17 protein-coding genes are annotated in these 18,310 nt (G+C 57.5%); all 17 read right to left on the bottom strand.

Annotated features, from left to right (window positions below):
- Positions 1 to 42 precede the first annotated feature (42 nt).
- The 17 genes from ACSQ17_RS17350 to rpsA all read right to left on the bottom strand — a co-directional run bounded on the left by ACSQ17_RS17350 (position 43) and on the right by rpsA (position 18,282).
- Complete coding sequence (locus ACSQ17_RS17350) at positions 43 to 1,503, bottom strand: lipopolysaccharide biosynthesis protein (protein WP_436069839.1); 1,461 nt, start codon at positions 1,501 to 1,503, stop codon at positions 43 to 45.
- The gene (locus tag ACSQ17_RS17345; protein ID WP_436069838.1) at positions 1,496 to 2,806 is read right to left on the bottom strand and encodes a hypothetical protein; all 1,311 of its coding nucleotides are present in this window, start codon (positions 2,804 to 2,806) and stop codon (positions 1,496 to 1,498) included. Before ACSQ17_RS17345 ends, ACSQ17_RS17350 begins: the two co-directional genes overlap by 8 nt.
- A 15-nt stretch (positions 2,807 to 2,821) precedes the next feature.
- A complete protein-coding gene (locus ACSQ17_RS17340) occupies positions 2,822 to 3,799 on the bottom strand; it encodes a methionyl-tRNA formyltransferase (protein ID WP_436069837.1) in 978 nt (325 codons plus the stop codon).
- A gap of 28 nt (positions 3,800 to 3,827) precedes the next feature.
- Positions 3,828 to 4,841 (bottom strand): hypothetical protein, encoded by a 1,014-nt coding sequence (locus tag ACSQ17_RS17335; RefSeq protein WP_436069836.1) that lies wholly within the window; start codon positions 4,839 to 4,841, stop codon positions 3,828 to 3,830.
- The gene (locus ACSQ17_RS17330) at positions 4,838 to 5,938 is read right to left on the bottom strand and encodes a DegT/DnrJ/EryC1/StrS family aminotransferase (RefSeq protein WP_436069835.1); all 1,101 of its coding nucleotides are present in this window, start codon (positions 5,936 to 5,938) and stop codon (positions 4,838 to 4,840) included. The genes ACSQ17_RS17335 and ACSQ17_RS17330 overlap by 4 nt, the downstream gene beginning before the upstream one ends.
- A complete protein-coding gene (locus ACSQ17_RS17325; RefSeq protein ID WP_436069834.1) occupies positions 5,935 to 6,912 on the bottom strand; it encodes an NAD-dependent epimerase/dehydratase family protein in 978 nt (325 codons plus the stop codon). Before ACSQ17_RS17325 ends, ACSQ17_RS17330 begins: the two co-directional genes overlap by 4 nt.
- Positions 6,909 to 7,865 carry a Gfo/Idh/MocA family protein gene (locus ACSQ17_RS17320; RefSeq protein ID WP_436069833.1) on the bottom strand — a complete coding sequence of 319 codons (957 nt, stop codon included), beginning with the start codon at positions 7,863 to 7,865 and terminating at the stop codon, positions 6,909 to 6,911. The genes ACSQ17_RS17325 and ACSQ17_RS17320 overlap by 4 nt, the downstream gene beginning before the upstream one ends.
- A gap of 4 nt (positions 7,866 to 7,869) precedes the next feature.
- Positions 7,870 to 8,376 carry an acyltransferase gene (locus ACSQ17_RS17315; RefSeq protein ID WP_436069832.1) on the bottom strand — a complete coding sequence of 169 codons (507 nt, stop codon included), beginning with the start codon at positions 8,374 to 8,376 and terminating at the stop codon, positions 7,870 to 7,872.
- Positions 8,366 to 9,502, bottom strand: coding sequence for a DegT/DnrJ/EryC1/StrS family aminotransferase (locus ACSQ17_RS17310; protein WP_436069831.1), 1,137 nt, complete (start codon positions 9,500 to 9,502; stop codon positions 8,366 to 8,368). Before ACSQ17_RS17310 ends, ACSQ17_RS17315 begins: the two co-directional genes overlap by 11 nt.
- Positions 9,503 to 9,658: 156 nt before the next feature.
- Positions 9,659 to 10,741, bottom strand: coding sequence for a non-hydrolyzing UDP-N-acetylglucosamine 2-epimerase (wecB, locus tag ACSQ17_RS17305; RefSeq protein WP_436069830.1), 1,083 nt, complete (start codon positions 10,739 to 10,741; stop codon positions 9,659 to 9,661).
- Positions 10,738 to 11,829, bottom strand: coding sequence for a DegT/DnrJ/EryC1/StrS family aminotransferase (locus tag ACSQ17_RS17300; protein WP_436069829.1), 1,092 nt, complete (start codon positions 11,827 to 11,829; stop codon positions 10,738 to 10,740). Before ACSQ17_RS17300 ends, wecB begins: the two co-directional genes overlap by 4 nt.
- On the bottom strand, positions 11,826 to 12,410 hold the full coding sequence (gene wbpD, locus ACSQ17_RS17295) for a UDP-2-acetamido-3-amino-2,3-dideoxy-D-glucuronate N-acetyltransferase (RefSeq protein WP_436069828.1): 585 nt from the start codon (positions 12,408 to 12,410) through the stop codon (positions 11,826 to 11,828). The genes ACSQ17_RS17300 and wbpD overlap by 4 nt, the downstream gene beginning before the upstream one ends.
- Positions 12,411 to 12,413: 3 nt before the next feature.
- Positions 12,414 to 13,364, bottom strand: a complete 951-nt coding sequence (locus tag ACSQ17_RS17290) for a Gfo/Idh/MocA family protein (RefSeq protein ID WP_436069827.1) — start codon at positions 13,362 to 13,364, stop codon at positions 12,414 to 12,416.
- A gap of 58 nt (positions 13,365 to 13,422) precedes the next feature.
- On the bottom strand, positions 13,423 to 14,724 hold the full coding sequence (wbpA, locus tag ACSQ17_RS17285) for a UDP-N-acetyl-D-glucosamine 6-dehydrogenase (RefSeq protein WP_436070509.1): 1,302 nt from the start codon (positions 14,722 to 14,724) through the stop codon (positions 13,423 to 13,425).
- A gap of 222 nt (positions 14,725 to 14,946) precedes the next feature.
- Positions 14,947 to 15,984: an IS630 family transposase gene (locus tag ACSQ17_RS17280; RefSeq protein WP_126624845.1), complete on the bottom strand. Its 1,038-nt coding sequence runs from the start codon at positions 15,982 to 15,984 to the stop codon at positions 14,947 to 14,949.
- A 93-nt stretch (positions 15,985 to 16,077) separates the two neighbouring features.
- On the bottom strand, positions 16,078 to 16,362 hold the full coding sequence (gene ihfB, locus ACSQ17_RS17275) for an integration host factor subunit beta (RefSeq protein WP_090387490.1): 285 nt from the start codon (positions 16,360 to 16,362) through the stop codon (positions 16,078 to 16,080).
- Between the two features lie 228 nt (positions 16,363 to 16,590).
- Entirely contained in the window at positions 16,591 to 18,282 is a 1,692-nt protein-coding gene (gene rpsA / locus ACSQ17_RS17270; RefSeq protein ID WP_436069826.1) for a 30S ribosomal protein S1, read from the bottom strand.
- Positions 18,283 to 18,310: the final 28 nt, after the last annotated feature.

The following is an 18,310-nucleotide window of genomic DNA, read 5'->3' as shown; positions in this document are numbered from 1 at the left end:
GACTATCCGATCTCCAAAGACAAGGCGATGCCGCCCTGCACATCACACACGGGCAGACCCGCCCCGACGACGCTGCAGTTGCTGCAGCGCGGCCCGCACATCCGCCAGCGGCAGCAACCCGCACAGCACAACCAGTCCCAGCAGCACACACATCAGCAGGCTCTTGAGCAACAGCGTCACATATAACGCCAGCCCCATTGTTTCCAGCTGCACGCCCGCCCCGGCGCACACAATGAAGCCCAGGCTCGCCAGCAGCAACGCCCGCCAGGCATAGGGAATCCGATACAGACGCTGGCTGAGCGTCAGCCAGCAGAGGAAGAACAACAAGGAAGCCAGCAAGGTCGCCAGGGCGGCCCCCCAGATGCCCCACAGCGGCACCAGCAGCCAGTTGCCAGCCACGCTGGCGGCCGCCGACAGCAGCGTCACCCACAGTTGCCAGTGGGTTTTCTTCGCAATCGCGATGCCCGGCGCGAAGATGTACATCTGCGACAGCAACAGCGACGGCGCCAGCACCCCCACCAGCGCCGCTCCCGCCATGAACTCGGGGGTGGCGAAGAGCATCAGCAGCTCGCGGGCGAACAGGGCCAGGAACAGGCAGCCGGCCAGTGCCACCGCCATGAACCAGCTGAACAGCCGGGCGATCTGGCCCGGCGTCTGCGGGTCACGATAGTGCTGGTAGACCAGCGGCGTCAGCGCCGCCTGAATTCCCAGAATCAGCAACGCCGCCAGGCCGGCGATACGGCTGCCGATACCGAAATGCCCGACATCCTCCAGGCTGCCGAAGTGATTGAGGGCAAAACGGTTGATATACAGGCTGATGAACACCGCCAGACCAGCCGGCACCAGCGGCGTCGAGAAGCGCAGCATGGCGCGCAGCTGGCCCGCATCGAACTGCCAGCCGAAGGTCTGGCGCAGCAGCCACAGACACAACAGGCCTGCCAGCAGCGCCGCCAGCAACTGGGCCAGCATCACCCCAACCAGCCCCATGCCCAGCCACAAGCAGAAGGCCAGGGCAAACAACAGCGTGAACAGGGCATAGGCCACGCTCGCCAGTGCGTAGGCTTTGCTGCGCAGCTCCCAGCGAAACTGGTTGAGCAGCAGGTAATAGATGCCATTGACCGCAATGAAGCCGATCCCCAGGCGAAACGCATCCAGGTAGCGGGCATCGCCCAGCAGCAAGGCGTTGAGCTGCGGCGCGGCCAGCAGGCCGAGCAGCAGAAACAGCCCATACATCAGCACGCTGAACCACAGACTGGTGCTGGCCAGGCGCCTGCGCTCGGTCGGCTCGTGCGCATCCGCCCAATAGCGTGCCAGGCCCTGGGCAATCTCCAGGGCCACCACCAGATTGGCCAGAGCACCGAGGGTAATCAGCAGGTCATAGGCGCCGTAGTCGCCCGGTGACAGCACACGGGTGTAGAGCGGCAGCAGGAAGATCGCCAGGCCCTTGGACAGCACCGACGCCAGTCCGTAGACGAGGCTGTCGCGCAGGACAGCCTTAAGCACCTGTATCTCCGCAACCTGCCTGATTAGCCATACTGAGTAGCGCTTGTTCAAGCGCTGGCTTGTCTGCAAGCATCAGCGCTGAACTACCGTAGCTATTGACTAGCTCTCGCACTAATTTCGCAGTTCTTCTTCGATCCAATCCATTTCCGTCAACATAACGAATCGAATATGGATCTACCCACCAATCCGAGGGGATCTCGTGACCTACTAAAAGCTGATGATACCGAAGCGCAACATGCTTAGGACTCCAACGAGTCCGAACATAATTTTGAGCTTTCAATCCAAGCTCGCAACGAAAACAGCGATCCACGATCAATTTCTCGATAGCTGCTTCCAGCTCGCAAGGCATAACAAACAAACTGGGCGGAATATTTTCTTTGCGTACATGACTCTGCACAAACCCAGAAAAATATCCAGCCACAATCGCTGGCTTACCGAAAAAAGCAGCCTCAGCAGCCAGCGCAGCCAACGGAGTGTCCGCATAAAGCTGATCAACAATGAAATCACAATTCTGAAGAGCTTCCAAAACCTCAGAGTTCGACTTATTTTCTAGAAGAATAACCTCAATCAGATGACCCTTTTCACGCAGACGCTCCAGCGTCTCCATTATAGTAGCGGTCCCCTTCACACCAGAATTCGATGGAGCATGAAGAATCCGAACGATACCCGTACCCTTATCAGAATTTTTTCCTGACGAGGCAAAAGACTTAGGAATCCCCATCAGAAACCAATCCACAAATGGCAAAGTCAAATATTGAGCAGATGCAGGGGAACAAACAACGAAATCCGCATATTTTTCCTGAGCCGCCACCCGACTCTTTACACCTCGCACAAGCCGAAAAATGTTCCGCGCCGAAGGAATTGGATCAGATACAGCACCGGCAAAAAAACCACCATCCATGAAAGGTGGCCGACTATCACTCCCGGCATATATAAATACTATTTTTCGCCCCAAAAGGCGCAATAGCCACAGCTCTATTTTTGTATTCGTCAAAGTTAGAGCGTACAAAAAAATAAACGAATCAAATCTAAAAATAGCCCAAAATAAAACAACAAAACCCCATAAGTTATGAAGCACGACTGAAAACGGCTTCTGAAACAAACTAGCCCGGGTCAACTTACTGCGCCACCCACCCAGAAACTGCCAAACGCGAAGAACCCAAGGCTCCTTTTTATTACCAGAGTACTTAAAAGGGTGTGCTAAAGACAGGCATACTTGTGAATCGACGCCAATCTCCGAAAAACCCTCATACAAACCTTGGGCGATCCCGGCAACTTCTACAGGAGCAATTAAAACCCTCAAAATTAATCCCCGATATCAACGAAAGGCCAGCAACTCAATCAGCTGCCCCTGAGACAAACCGAACCTCATACGAATGCTCTTAAAATACTCGCCCGGTCTAAAATCTTCTCCACCCACCCATTGAACAGACCTAAGCGCAAGAACTCCAGACCCCGTATAAACATGAGTCTCACCTGAATCCCTATCATTCCATATAACGTGCCCAGGAACCCCGACATCCAAAGTAGCATCACACACAACTCGTGACGACCACACAATGAGTTTTCTCAGTTCACCCTTATACATAAGAACAGTAAATGCACCTGGGTACGGACGAGAAGATGCACGCACCAGCTTATCTATTTCTACAGCAGAGCATGACCATTCGATACAGCCATCTTCTGGGAGACGCGGATAACATCTAAAACCCTGCCTAAGCAGAACTTCAGAATAGTCTCGAAGACAAACCCCTCGCTCCAAATTACCTAAAGCCTGACTGTAAGCGAGCGGAATCTCACTACCCAACCTTTCAACCAAGTCACCAACACTATCCTGCTTATTTAGCAAAAAAGAGCGCCGAGCATAAACATCACCAACATCCAATTCTCCAGCCATCATCTTATGAACCGAAATTGTCAATTCCTTTTCACCACGAAGAATAGCCCAGTTAAGAATTGCATTGCCTCGATACTCAGGAATATCTCCACAATGAGCATTTAAGACGCCCTGAGGAAAACGCTCAATAAATTGAGAACCAATAACTGAAATCCAATTAACACTTACAGCAACATCAGCCCCTACAGAATCACAAAAAGACAAAACACTATTATCAATAACACTGGAACATATATAGCCACAAGATTGACGCTCAGCAAATTTTCGAAAATCTTCTTCCTTAGCAAGACTTTCATCAGTAGCAGGCCCTGTAATCACCCCAACAATCTGATGGCTTTTCGATAAAACACGAAGAGTATTCAATAAATACTCAGAACGACCAATTGCTAGAATTTTCATGACCATTTCACCTAGAGAGGAGCACCTACTAGTCAATCATTTTTTGAATCAAATCATTAAATGATGAAGGGATGGGAGTCCCGCGACGCTCCTGATACAGCAACTGCGCAACCTTAAGACCTAGCGAATGAAGGGCAAGTACAGGGCGAACTCCTAAGTACGATAGGGTTTTTGACATCCTGTAAGGTTGCAGCCTTGCTGCGGGATAAATATCCAGACCAGCAGCCACAACCGCCTCAACATCTATGGCACCTGAAAACTGAATAATTTTGATGGCAGGATTTGTCGCAACAAGGGACTCAAATGAAAAACCTAGCTCCTTGAGCACATCATCTGAATCCGAGTAAGAAGCAACAACCAAGGCATCTAGATGCGAAGCATGCTCCAAAGAAAGCTCCGAAGCACTCTTCACCCGAAAAACTTGACTGGAATTAGCCAGAAGTGCAATTTCAATTACATCACCAAAAGGATCATCACTCAGCAGCCCAACTTTACAACCTGCGACCTCAACACCAGCTTCAAAAAGAAGCTTTAAGGCTAACTGTCCACAGGACTCAAAGACCCCAAAGCCCTGATAATCCTCATTCACACCTGCCACTGGAATTGAAAGCTCACGACAGAACTGCAAATCCAAGTCCCCAGGCCGATATTCCCAAGCCTCACACATATAGGAAACCACAGCATTTAGACTTCCTTTTGCAAGCAGACTCGCATCCAAAGGGCGAATAAATCCAAGGTTTAAGAAAATATCAATTCCTGCTGGAATTTCCTCACGCGAAGAAACCACAGAGATACAGTTACTTGCGATACCCCAAGCCGAGGCCAAATTATCAATTTTCTTGGAGATTTCCTGATGCGTGGCATACACGCTATCAGGAGCAACTGCAATAACTTTTCTTGCACCAGCAAGAGCTGCTGCGAGTGAAGAATATAAGAAAGGGCCACTACCAGCCTCAGTTGCCACAACAAGATTGTTTAAGTCGAGGGCTAGGCGCGCACGAAACTCGCTAAGCAAACGAAATTCACGTACGCCTTGAATCATCGCGCTTTGATTCCTCTGCGCACAATAGCCTCGCATACACGCTTAACGTCAACGCCCTGATAGCATGGAAGAGTGATGGTTTCCTGCTGTAGCCGTTTTGCGTGACGCTGAACATCTGCATAACGCTCGCGGTAATAAGTCGTATCGCTCAGACAATAGGTACCGATAGTTGTTTCGATACCATCTTCACGCAGACCACCTATCAATAAATCACGGTCAACGCCCTCTGGAACTCGAAAAACCAGAGACTGTACATTGTGCACAACATCGGAAGCACGCTGCTGGGGTATAAAACCCGCTGATGCCAAGAAGCGCACATATTCACTTCTTACCTCATTACGCTCAGCAACGATTTCATCCAGCTTCCGCAACTGAACACGCCCCATAAGAGCTTGAGGTTCGGAAAGACGATAGTTATAGCCCTGCTCGATGAAGTCCAGGCCATAGCCCAACATGCCGCTGGCGCCATGATTGAGCTTCACGTCAAACCATGCAGACCAATCATCGCGATTCGTTGTGATTGCCCCGCCCTCGCCCGTGGTCAAGAGCTTGCGTGGATGGAAACTGAAGCAGGTCAGATCCGCGATATTCCCCACGCGTACGCCCTGTTCGCTGCTGCCGATGGCGCAAGCGGCATCCTCGATGAACGGCACGCCATACTCTTTGCAGATTGCAGCGATTTCATGCATTCCGCTGGGATTACCAAACGCGTCAACAGCAATAACAGCTTTGGTTTTTGCACTCATGCAAGCGCGCAATGCGCTGGGCAGCATGTTGTAGGTATCGAGCGATACATCGGCAAAGACCGGACGCGCTCCCAGATCCTCCACAACGTTTGCTGTGGCGGGGAAAGAGAAATCGGAAACTACAACTTCGTCACCCGGCTCAATACCAATCAGCTTCAGACAAACGCTTAGCGCAGTAGTGGCAGAAGTGGCCAGATGCGTGTGGCGTGCGCCGGTATAGGCGCAAATTTCTTTACGAAACGCCTCAACGTGTTGCCCACGGGTAAAAATGCCACTTTCAAATATTTGCCGCATCTCGGCTTCGACTTCATCGAAACCGATGTAGGGCTTCATCAAACGGATCTGGCTCATGAGCGGTTTCCGATCAGATGGGTATACCAGTCGAGGGTTTCCGCCAGGCCCTGCTCGAACGGAGTCAGGCGGTACTGAATCAGCCCCTTAACCTTCTCATTGCTGGCGTTGTGCGACAGCACGTCGGAATGGCGCGCGGGCTTGCGCAGGATTTCGCCGGTGTAGCCGTAGTGGGCACAGATGCGCGGAATCAGCTCGTTGATCGTGGTCTGGTTGTCGGTGGAGATGTTCACCGTTTCGCCGGACGGCAGCACGTCGTGCAGTTTCACCACCGCGTCCACGGTGTCGTGGACGTAGATGAAGTCGCGGCTCTGTGTACCTTCGCCGTGGATTTCCGGGGTGCCGCCGGTGAGCAGGCGCACGGCGGTGATCGGAATCACCCCGGCCAACATGCCCTTGTGGTTCTGCCGCGGGCCGTAGTTGTTGAACGGCCGGACGATATAGGCGTCCACGCCGAACATGCGCACATAGCTTTCCACCGCCAGGTCGGCCGCAGCCTTGCCAGCGGCGTAGGTGGTGGTGGGGTTGCGCGGATGGGCCTCGTCCATGGGTTCGTACACCGCCGAGCCATACACCTCCGAGGTGGAGAAGTGGCAGAGGGTCTTGAACAGCCCGCGGCGCTGCAGCTCGAGCAGGTTCAGCACCACCTTGACGTTGGTGTCGAAGGCGTTGGCCGGGTTGAGGAAGGAGTAGTTCAGCGCCTTGGTGGCGCAGTTGAACACCACATCGATGGCGTGGTTGGCAAAGATGTACTCCAGGCTGGTGCTCAGCTCGGCGTCGTCGCGGTAGAAGGTCGCCTTGCCGCTGGCCAGGGCCTCAGCCAGGTTGTCTTCGGAGCCGACGAAGAGGTTGTCGATCACCACCACGTGCGCGGCGCCTTCGGCCAGCAGCCGGTCAACCAGGTGACTGCCGATGAAACCGGCGCCGCCGGTAACCAGAACACCCTTGCCCGCGAAACCTTCTCGAATCGTCATGCCTGAACCGCCGCTTGAATTTGTGCACAGATCTTCATTGCATCGACACCGGCGTCGACACCCGGAACCAGCCCAGCCCCCGGCTGACGGCAGCTGGCCATGAATGCCTGCAGCTCGGTGAGCAAGGCTTCCTGCGGCGGTACGGCCACAGCTTCCTGAATCGCCGAGATGGCATAGGGCAGGCTGCCGCTGTCACGTGTCTCGGACTGGCGGTTGATCAGGATTTCCTTACGCAGCAGGTCGCAGTCGACGAACATGTCGACGCAGGTGCCTTCGATCTGGCGGATTTTCTTGTCCGTCACGCGGCTGGCCTGGATGCGCGAGAACTGGCCGTTCTCGTGGGTAATCAACGCTGAGGCGAAGTCGATCATGCTGCCGTGGGCAAAACCATGGGCGGCAACGGAACGGGCAGGCCCATTCAGATACAGCGCCAGGTCGATGTCGTGGATCATCAGGTCGGTGACCACGTCGACATCGGTGATGCGCGCGCTGACCTTGTTGGTCCGGGTGAAGTCCAGGCTGATGACGCGCTCTGTACGATCGAGCACGGTCTTCAGCGCCTGTACCGCCGGATTGAAACGCTCGATGAAACCCACCTGCACGTTAAGTCCCTTCTCGCGGGCAAACGTCGCGATCTCCTGCGCCTCTTCCAGCGTGGCGGCCAGGGGCTTCTCGACGAAGATGTTCTTCACATGGGCCGCGGCCAGGCGAATGTAGTCGGCGTGGGTCACGGTCGGCGTGCAGATCACCACCGCATCGGCCTCCGCCAGCAGTGGGGTCGGATCGACCACGCCGGGAATGCCGTGCGCCTGGCCAGCCTTAGCGGCGACCTCGGCATTGGCATCGGCGACGAAAGCCAGTTCGAAGCCCTTGAGCATCGACAATACGCGCAAGTGGTTGCGCCCCATGTTGCCGAGGCCGATCAGGCCAACCTTGAGCACTTTCTCTTGCATGGCGTCAGACGTCTCCGGAAACTCGATTGCCTTCGCGGTCGATGCGGGCTACCGCACGCGCGGGGTTGCCCATGACCAGGGTGTAGGGCGCAACGTCCTTGGTCACCACGCTGCCGGCGGCAACCATGGCGAACTCGCCGATGGTGATGCCGCAGACGATGGTGGCGTTGGCGCCGATGCTGGCGCCGTTTTCGATGCGCGTCGGAGTGATCTTCCAGTCGGCATTGAATGCGCGCGGCACCTTGTCGTTGGTGAAGCAGGCGTTGGGGCCGACGAAGACGTCGTCGCCGACCTCCACACCGTTGTAGACCGAGACGCTGTTCTGGATCTTGCAGCGGCTGCCGATCTTCACCGCGTGGTCGACGTAGACGTCCTTGGAGAGGATGCAGCCTTCGCCGATCACCGCATTTTCGCGGATCTGCACGTTGATCCAGATCTTGGTGCCGGCGCCGATGCTGGCCTTGTCCGAGACATTGGCACTGGGATGGATGTAGATGTCGTTAGCGGACATTGCCACCTCCGAGGACCGAACCCACCACTTCAACCACGCGCAGCTGCTCGGCTTCATTCATGTAGGGGAACAACGGCAGGTTGAGTACCGAGGCACACAGCTGCTCGCCGACCTGACCGCCGAAGTGGCCCTTGATGTAGGCCGCGGCACCCGGCTGGCTGGACATGACACTGGGATAGATGTTGCCAAAACCAATGCCCTCGGCCTTGAGGCGGGCTTCAAGACCGGCCTTGATGGTCGCATCCGGCACTAGGCAGACGTTGCAGTAGCCGTTTCCCTCATAGCCGGCCGGCGCGTTCATCAGCTGGATGCCGGTGGCGGGCAGGTGCTTCTGGTAGAAGGCAACCGCTTCGCGACGCGAGGCAATACGGGCTTCGATGTGATCCAGCGACAGGTTGAGGAAAGCCGCCTGCAGCGAGTCGAGACGCGAGTTCCAGCCCACGTCGCCATAACCGTAGTGTGCGGTGCGACCGTGGTTGCCCAGGCGGCGGACCTTATCGGCGAGCTCGGCGTCGTCGGTGAATACCGCACCACCGTCGCCTGCCCCGCCAAGCACCTTGGCCGGATAGAACGAGGTGGTGGAGATGTGTGCACCCTTGTAGATGGGCTCACCCTGATAGCGCACGCCAAAAGCCTGGGCACCGTCCTCGACCAGCACCACGCCCTGCTCGCGGCACAATGCACGCAGCTCGAGCAGACGGGCGCTGCCCCAGCCGTACAAGTGTGCCACCAGCGCCGCCTTGGGCCGGGACTCGCGAATGGCCTGGGCAAAGGCATCGAAGCAGACGCCGCCATCACTGAGGTCGGCGTCCACCGTCACCGGCTTGGCACCAACGTTCACCACCGCCTCGAAGGTCGCCCAGAAGGTCACGTTGGGCACCAGCACCACGTCGCCCTCGCCCACGCCAACCGCACGCAGCGCCAGCTGCAGGGCGTCGGTGCCGTTGGCGCAGCTCACAGCATGGGCAACCTGCAACTCCCTCTGCAGACGGCTTTCAAGCGTGGAAACTTCAGCGCCACCGATGAATTGGGCGCCCAGGGTCATGGCGTGGAATTTTTCCATCAGCGCCGCATGGAAACCGGGCTCCAGGCGCTTGAGGTCGATAAAGGGAACGTTAATTTTCAATCTCCTTGACGAGGCGGCCAAAACGGCAGGCACTGTAGCAGCTAGGGGGGTGATCGTCATAAAAAAGTAGGCTGCGCAGACGAAGCCCCCCTGCGCAGACCTGCGGATTCTTTACCGACACTGCCGGATGGCCTTGACCCAGATCAGCTTGGGGCTTCACGCCATCAACAACGCCAGGATGCGCGCGGCTGCCCGACCGTCGCCATACGGCTGGCCAGACACCTCAGCCCGACCGTCTTCCAATGCCGCGTAGGCCTCGAGGATGCGTGCCCGATCGGCGCCAACCAGATGATTCCAGCCCAGCTCGACGGTTTCGACCCACTCGGTTTCATCGCGCATGGTGATGCACGGCACGCGATAGAAAAACGCTTCCTTCTGCACACCGCCGGAGTCGGTGAGGATGACGCGAGCCGCCTGCTCCAGCGCCACCATATCGAGGAACGGCAGCGGCTCAACCACGGTCAGTGCGGCCAGATGCCGCTCCAGGCCGAACTGCTGCAACAGCTTGCGGGTTCGCGGGTGCAGCGGCAGGACCACCGGCATGTCACTGGCGATCTGCGCCAGGGCGCTGACGATGCCCTCTAGGCGTACGGGATCGTCGGTGTTCTCGGCCCGATGGCAGGTCGCCAGGGCAAAGGCCTTTTCCTTAAGGCCCAGTGTCTGCAGGATGCTGCTGCCAACCCGGGCGCGCTCGCGGTAGTAAAGCGCCACGTCGTACATCACATCGCCGACATTTTGGACGCCCTGAATCACGCCTTCGCGGGCCAGGTTCTGAATGGCCACATCCGTCGGACACAGCAACAGGTTCGATACACGATCAGCGAGGATACGATTGATTTCCTCGGGCATGCGCATATTGAACGAGCGCAGACCAGCCTCGACGTGCGCCACCGGGATATGCAGCTTGGCCGCCGCCAAGGCACCAGCCAGGGTCGAATTGGTGTCGCCGTAGATCAGCACCCAGTCCGGCTTCTCGTCGAGCAGAATGCGCTCGATGCCTTCGAGCATGCGCCCGGTCATGGCGCCGTGGCTGCCACCGGAGACTTCCAGGTTGTAACGCGGCGCAGGGATTTCCAGCTCGTCGAAGAACACCTGGGACATATTCGGATCGTAGTGCTGGCCGGTGTGCACCATGACCTCTTCGAGCTGGCCGGGGTGCTTGAGAATCTCGCGCGAGACTGCCGCGGCCTTGATGAACTGCGGGCGCGCCCCGACGATGGTGACGATTTTCTTGCTCATGCGCCCAGGCTCTCCTGCAGGGACTGGATGATGGTGGCCTGCTGGGCCACGCCCAGGTACGGATGCATCGGCAGGCTCATCACCCGCTCGGCAATGGCATCGCCCACCGGCAGGCGCGCGGCGTCGTCCTTCACCGCCGGCTGGCGGTTGAGCGGAATCGGGTAATGCACCGCGGTCGGAATGCCGGCGACCTTGAGGCGCTCCTGCACCTGGTCACGCTCGGCGACCTGCACGGTGTACTGGGCCCAGGCACTGACGTTGTGCGCCTCGACGAAGGGCGCGGCGAGGCCGGCCTCGCCGAGCAGGCGGGCATAGCCCTCGGCTACCCGTTCGCGCTGCTCCAGCTCGCGCGGGAAGATTTCCAGCTTGGGCAGCAGGATGGCCGCCTGCAGGGTGTCCAGACGGCTGTTCACGCCGACGCGGATATGGTGGTAACGGCGGTCCTGGCCATGCCGGGCGATCTGCCGCAGCACCCGCGCCAGCTCGTCGTCATTGGTGAAGATGGCCCCGCCATCGCCGTAGCAGCCCAGCGGTTTGCTGGGGAAGAAGCTGGTGCAGGCGATGGTCGTCAGGTTGCAGGAGCGTTGGCCCTTGTAGGTAGCGCCGAAGCTCTGCGCGGCATCCTCGATCACCGGGATGCCATGCCGCGCGGCAATGGCGTTGATGGCGTCGAAGTCGGCGCACTGGCCATACAGCGACACCGGGATGATCGCCTTGGTGCGCGGCGTGATGGCGGCTTCAAGCAGCGCCGGATCAAGGTTGTAGGTGCGCGGGCAAACGTCCACGTACACCGGCTTGGCGCCCAGCAGAGCGACGGTCTCGGCCGTGGCGATGTAGGTGAAGCCGGGGGTGATGACCTCGTCGCCCGGGCCGATGCCCAGCGCCATCTGGGCGATCTGCAGGGCGTCGGTGCCGTTGGCCACGCTGATGCAGTATTTCGCGCCGACGAACGCCGCGAGTTTTTCTTCCAGCTCGCTGACTTCCGGGCCGAGGATGTACTGACCATGCGCAAGCACGCGCTGGATGCCGGCGTCGATCTGCTCCTTGAGCAGCGCCTGCTGTGCCTTGAGGTCGATGAATTCGATCATGCCTGGCTCTCCTTGCGCAGTTCGCCGCCACGCAGCACGTAGCGGGCGCCGGTATGGATGCAGGGGGCACTGCCCTCGCCCTGCAGCGGCAGGTCCAGCTGCTCGCCGAACTCGCTCATCCAGCCGACCTGCCGGGCCGGCACGCCGACCATCAGGGCGTAGGCCGGCACGTCCTTGTTGACCACCGCACCGGCGCCGATGAAGGCGAACTCGCCGATGGTGGCGCCACAGACGATGGTGCAGTTGGCGCCGAGGGTGGCGCCCTTCTTCACCAGCGTATCGCGGTACTGATCCTTGCGTTCGATCAACGAGCGCGGGTTGTAGACATTGGTGAACACCATGCTCGGCCCGCAGAATACGCCGTCCTCAAGGGTCACGTTGTCGTACACCGAGACATTGTTCTGGATCTTGCAGTGATCGCCGATGACCACCTGATTGCCGACGAAGACGTTCTGCCCGAGCGACACGCCCAGACCGATGCGCGCCCCGCCGCAGACATGCACAAAGTGCCAGACGCGAGAACCTTCGCCGATCTGCGCGCCCTCATCGACGATGGCGCTGGGATGCTGGTAGTAGCCCATGGCTCAGCCCAGCAGCCGGGCAAGGAACGGGTGACCTTCGCCATCCTGGGCGCGGCTTGGCGCCAGAGTGCGGATGGTTTCCACGGTCTCCACGCAGTGACGGGCATCCTCGATGCCGTAGCCCTTGCCGTCGAGGATCGCCTGATAGCTAACCGTGTGCAGGTCGGTGAAACCTTCTGAGAATTCGATCTCGGCACCGTCGCAGGTAATCGAGCGGTAGGTCGGTTTCTTGCCCTTGACGGAATCCGGCAGGTCGTTGGCATCGATGGACAGGAACCAGCGCACCCGCGCATTATCGTATTCCAGATAGCCTGCGGCTTTGTATTCATTGGCGAAGTGCACCACGTTGCGCTGCAGCTTGCCGAAGATGAAGTGCAGCATGTCGTAGAAGTGCACGCCGATGTTGGTGGCCACGCCAAAGGATTTGCGCGGATCACCCTTCCAGCTTTCCATGTACCACTTGCCGCGGCTGGTGATATAGGTCAGTTCGACTTCGTGCTTGTGCTCCTGGCTGCCCGCCGCGACCCGCTGTTGCAGGTCGATGATCGCCTGGTGGTGGCGCAGTTGCAGGATGTTGTACAGGCGGCAGCCGGTTTCGCGCTCGACCAGTGCCAGGTCATCCAGCATGGCGGCGCTGGGCACCAACGGCTTCTCGCAGATTACGTCGCAGCCCAGGCGCAGGCCGGCGGTGATGTGCGGGTGGTGCAGGTAGTTGGGCGAGCAGACCGAAACAATGTCCAGCGCCGTGGCCGGATCGCGCTTGAGACGCCAGGCGTGGTCGTAGAAGCGTTCGAACTCGGTGAAGAATTCACTCTGCGGCGAGAGGCTGTCGATGATGCCGACCGAGTCGTTGATGTCGTAGGCACAGGCCAGTTCGTTACCGGTGTCCTTGATGGCACGCATGTGGCGCGGGGCGATGTAGCCGGCGGCGCCGATGAGGGCGAATCGTTTCATGCTGTCTCTCGTGAACGGGTTGGGCGGGCCGGCGCTCACGCTCGGCCCGCAATACGGCTCAGGCCTTGATGATGTTGCTGGCCGCAGCGCGGTACTTGCCGCGGCAGTCGACAACCAGGCGTGCACTCGACTGGATCAGCGGGTAATCGAAGCGGTCATGGTCGGTGGCCAGCACCACGGCATCGAAGGACGCCAGGTTTTCCGCGGTCAGCGCCTCACTGGACAGCTCGAAGTGATGCTCGCGCATCTTCGGGAAGACTGGCACGTGCGGATCGCTGTACGCCACCTGAGCCCCCTTGGCTTCCAGCAGCTCCATGATCTCCACCGAAGGCGACTCGCGCATGTCGTCGACGTTCTTCTTATAGGCAATGCCCAGCACCAGCACCCGGCTGCCCTTGAGCGCCCGACCGATGTCATTCAGGCCATCCATCAACTTACCCACCACGTACTCGGGCATGGCCTTGTTGATCTCACCGGAGAGCTCGATGAAGCGCGTATGCAGGCCGTATTCCCGGGCTTTCCAGGTCAGGTAGAAGGGGTCGATCGGGATGCAGTGACCGCCCAGGCCAGGACCGGGGTAATAGGGCGTAAAGCCGAACGGCTTGGTTGCCGCCGCGTCCACCACCTCGAAGATATCGATGCCCATGCGGTCGGCGACGATCTTCATTTCGTTCACCAGGCCGATGTTGACCGCGCGGTGGATGTTCTCCAGCAGCTTGGTCAGCTCCGCCGCCTTGGTCGAGCTCACCGGCACCACGCGATCGATCGCCTGCTCGTAGAGCGCAATGCCGACCTGCAGGCAGTTGGGCGTGTGACCGCCGATCACCTTGGGAATGGTGCGCGTCTCGAAGTTCGGGTTGCCCGGGTCTTCGCGCTCGGGCGAATAGACCAGGAAGATGTCTTCACCCACGGTGAGGCCGCCTTCCTGCACGCGCGGCAGCAGCTCTTCCTCGGTGGTACCCGGGTAGGTGGTGCTTTCCAGCGACACCACCTGGCCGGCACGCAGGTATGGCTTGATGGCATCGGTGGTGTTGATCACGAAGCTCATGTCCGGTTCGCGATACTTGTTCAACGGCGTAGGAACACACAGAATCAGTGCATCGCACTCGCTCACACGCTTGAAATCAGTCGTCGCCTCAAAACCCGAATTGCGTGCCTTGGCGATGTGTTCGCCAGCGATATGCTCGATATAGCTCTGGCCTGCATTGAGGCTATTGACTTTACCCACATCAATATCAATGCCTAAGACTCTAAAGCCGATAGCGTTGCAACGCAGCATCAGCGGCAACCCTACATAACCAAGCCCCACGATACCTATAACGGCCTCTTTGCTGGCGAATTTGGCGATAATCGCCTGCATTGTATTTGGCATAGGCCACACTCCGGAAACTAAAACCTAACAACAAAAACTGGGAGTTCTTTAAGGCCTATTGATGCCGACGCAGAAAAATGATGATCGCCAGGCCGAACGGGCACGATTATACACGCCCGAATGATAGGAAATTGCGTAATCGTGCCTTGCTCAGAAAAAGAGGGACTTGCAGATTTTCATGCTATTAACCCGGCAATCAAATACACCAAATCATGCCGCGTAGGCGATACGTGGATGCCGGAAATAAGAACGGATTCTTTGGGGGTGTAATTGCAATCGTCTCATGACCGAGCGAACACGCCCTTCCAGTTCGTCCTGATTACGCGCTGGCAAGCCCGTACGGACCTGATGTTTCAAATCACAATTCAAATACTCGTCAGGATTCAACTCCGGGGCGTATGCCGGCAAGAAGAACAGTTCGATTTGCTCTTTGCGGTCGGCGACCCAGGCGCTCACCTTTTTGCTGTGGTGTACGCGCAGGTTGTCGAGAATCAAGAACACTTTGCGGCCCTGCGCATCGCGAATCAGGCGACCCAGGAAGCGAATCAGCACTGGGGCTGTCAGCGTTTCCCGATACAGCATGAAGCGCAGTTTGCCCCGATTGGTCACAGTGGAAATCATGTTGGTGGAAAAGCGACTGCCGCTGACCTGGCGCACTGGCGTTTCGCCAATAGGGGCGTAGCTGCGGCCAGCCTGGCTGTCACTGCGCATACCGGTTTCGTCGCCCCACTGAATCTCACCATTCTCGGCCTTGGCCCGCTGTGCGATGCGTGGATATTCATTATCCAGCCAGCGCTGAACCACTTCAGGTTTCTGCTGATAAGCCCGATGCAGTGGTCGCTGCGGGGTGTAGCCCCAACGCTTGAGGTATTCACCAACCGTTCGAACCGGCATGAGAAAACCACAGCGCTGGCGGATCAGTTCTCGCACGGCATCACGCGTCCAGAGTGCAAAGCCGAGCTTGAGTTGGTCGGGCATCTTATCGGTCATCAAGGTGCGCACCAGCACTTCCTGGCTGGGGCTCAAACTGCGGCGATCACCCTGGCGCACACCGCGCTGGCCGCCGGCAATGGCAGCCTTTTCGCCTTTGTGTTCTGCGACCTGCGCCCAGTGAGCGATGGTGCGGGGGTGAACACCAACCGCTTCGCCAATAGCCTTGTAGGTGTAACCCTGCTCACGCATGCGCAGGGCCGTGGCGCGCTTTTCACGCTGTTCTTGGGGGCTGAGTTTGCGGGCATCTGTTTTCATGGAGACAGATTATCCGATATGCCCTATTTATTTGCCAGGTTAATATCTACATGACAGTTTTGCTGGAGGGGGGGCACTGGGGAAGATCAAAAATCATTCGTCTTCATTCACCCGATCACGCAATTCCTTGCCAGGTTTGAAGTGCGGCACAAACTTGCCATCCAGTCGAACCGAGTCACCGGTCTTCGGGTTACGCCCAACGCGCGGCGCACGGTAGTGCAGCGAGAAGCTGCCAAAGCCGCGAATCTCGATCCGATCCCCGGTCGATAACGCCTGCGACATTTGCTCAAGCATGGTCTTGATCGCCAACTCGACATCCTTGGATGAGAGCTGCCCCTGATGGGTCACGATGCGCTCGATCAACTCCGACTTGGTCATGGTTTTCCCTTCTTTTTCAAGCGGCTAGATCACTAGATAAGAAGGTTTTAGCATGCATTGCCGATTTTGAACAGCCTATAAAACAACACGTTAGCGCTTTTCGGGGCACAAAAAATTGCCTGGAGCAATTTATGAAGTCGCGTAGCGGCGACCCCGAAGGGGTGGCTGCCATAGATGGCAGATACAAAAAAGGGCGACCGAAGTCGCCCCTTTCTGGATTACCTGAACTTAGTTCTGGTTTTCCATTTGCGCACGGATCAGATCACCAATGGTGGTCGGACCAGCAGAAGCAACTTCGTCCTGCTTAGTACGCATTTCTTTGATGGCTTCTTTTTCGTCTTCAACGTCTTTCGACTTAACCGACAAGCTGATTACGCGGCTCTTACGGTCAACGCTGATGATCTTGGCCTCTACTTCTTCGCCTTCTTTCAGCACGTTGCGCGCGTCTTCAACGCGGTCACGGCTGATTTCGGAGGCTTTCAGGGTAGCTTCGATGCCATCGGCCAGGGTGATGATGGCGCCCTTGGCGTCAACTTCTTTCACAGTACCGCGAACGATAGTGCCTTTGTCGTTGACTGCAACGTAGTCGGAGAACGGATCTTCTTCCAGTTGCTTGATGCCGAGGGAAATGCGCTCACGCTCCGGATCAACGGAGAGGATAACGGTTTCCAGCTCGTCGCCTTTCTTGAAGCGGCGTACAGCCTCTTCGCCTACTTCGTTCCAGGAGATGTCGGACAGGTGAACGAGGCCGTCGATGCCGCCATCCAGACCAATGAAGATACCGAAATCGGTAATCGACTTGATGGTGCCGGAGATCTTGTCGCCTTTGTTGAACTGACCGGAGAAATCTTCCCACGGGTTAGTTTTGCACTGTTTGATACCCAGGGAGATACGACGACGCTCTTCGTCGATATCCAGAACCATAACTTCCACTTCGTCGCCGACGTTAACGACTTTCGAAGGATGGATGTTCTTGTTGGTCCAATCCATTTCGGATACGTGCACCAGGCCTTCCACGCCTTCTTCCAGCTCTGCGAAGCAGCCGTAGTCGGTCAGGTTGGTTACGCGCGCAGTAACACGGGTGTCCTGCGGGTAACGCGCCTTGATGGCAACCCATGGATCTTCGCCCAGCTGCTTGAGGCCGAGGGAAACACGGTTGCGCTCACGATCGTACTTGAGGATCTTGACGTCGATCTCATCGCCAACGTTGACGATTTCCGACGGATGCTTGATGCGCTTCCAAGCCATGTCGGTGATGTGCAGCAGGCCGTCGACGCCACCCAGATCCACGAACGCGCCGTAGTCGGTGAGGTTCTTGACGACACCTTTGACTTGCTGACCTTCCTGCAGGGATTCCAGCAGAGCTTCGCGCTCGGCGCTGTTCTCGGCTTCCAGCACGCTGCGGCGGGAAACGACAACGTTGTTGCGCTTCTGATCCAGCTTGATGACTTTGAATTCGAGCTCTTTGCCTTCCAGGTGAGTAGTATCACGCACCGGACGGACATCGACCAAGGAACCTGGGAGGAACGCACGGATGCCGTTAACGTCGACTGTGAAGCCGCCTTTAACCTTACCGTTGATAACGCCCGTAACCACTTCCTCAGCGGCGAAAGCTGCTTCCAGAACGATCCAGCACTCGGCACGTTTGGCTTTTTCGCGGGACAGCTTGGTTTCACCAAAGCCATCTTCAACCGCGTCCAGGGCAACGTGAACTTCGTCACCGACCTTGATGGTCAGCTCGCCAGCGTCGTTATGGAACTGCTCAAGCGGAATGAGGCCTTCGGACTTCAGACCAGCGTGAACGGTTACCCAACCAGCTTGGTAATCGATGTCGACGATGATAGCGGTGATGATCGAGCCAGCCTGAAGGTTCAGGGTTTTTAGGCTTTCTTCAAACAGTTCAGCAAAGCTTTCGCTCATTTTAATTCCTGTTGATTCAGGGCAGGGA

Origin of the sequence: Pseudomonas sp. LjRoot71, from assembly GCF_964253255.1 — a bacterium.
Lineage (GTDB): Bacteria > Pseudomonadota > Gammaproteobacteria > Pseudomonadales > Pseudomonadaceae > Aquipseudomonas.
Note: the sequence above shows the minus strand (reverse complement) of the source record. Positions and strands in the feature narration are given on the sequence as shown.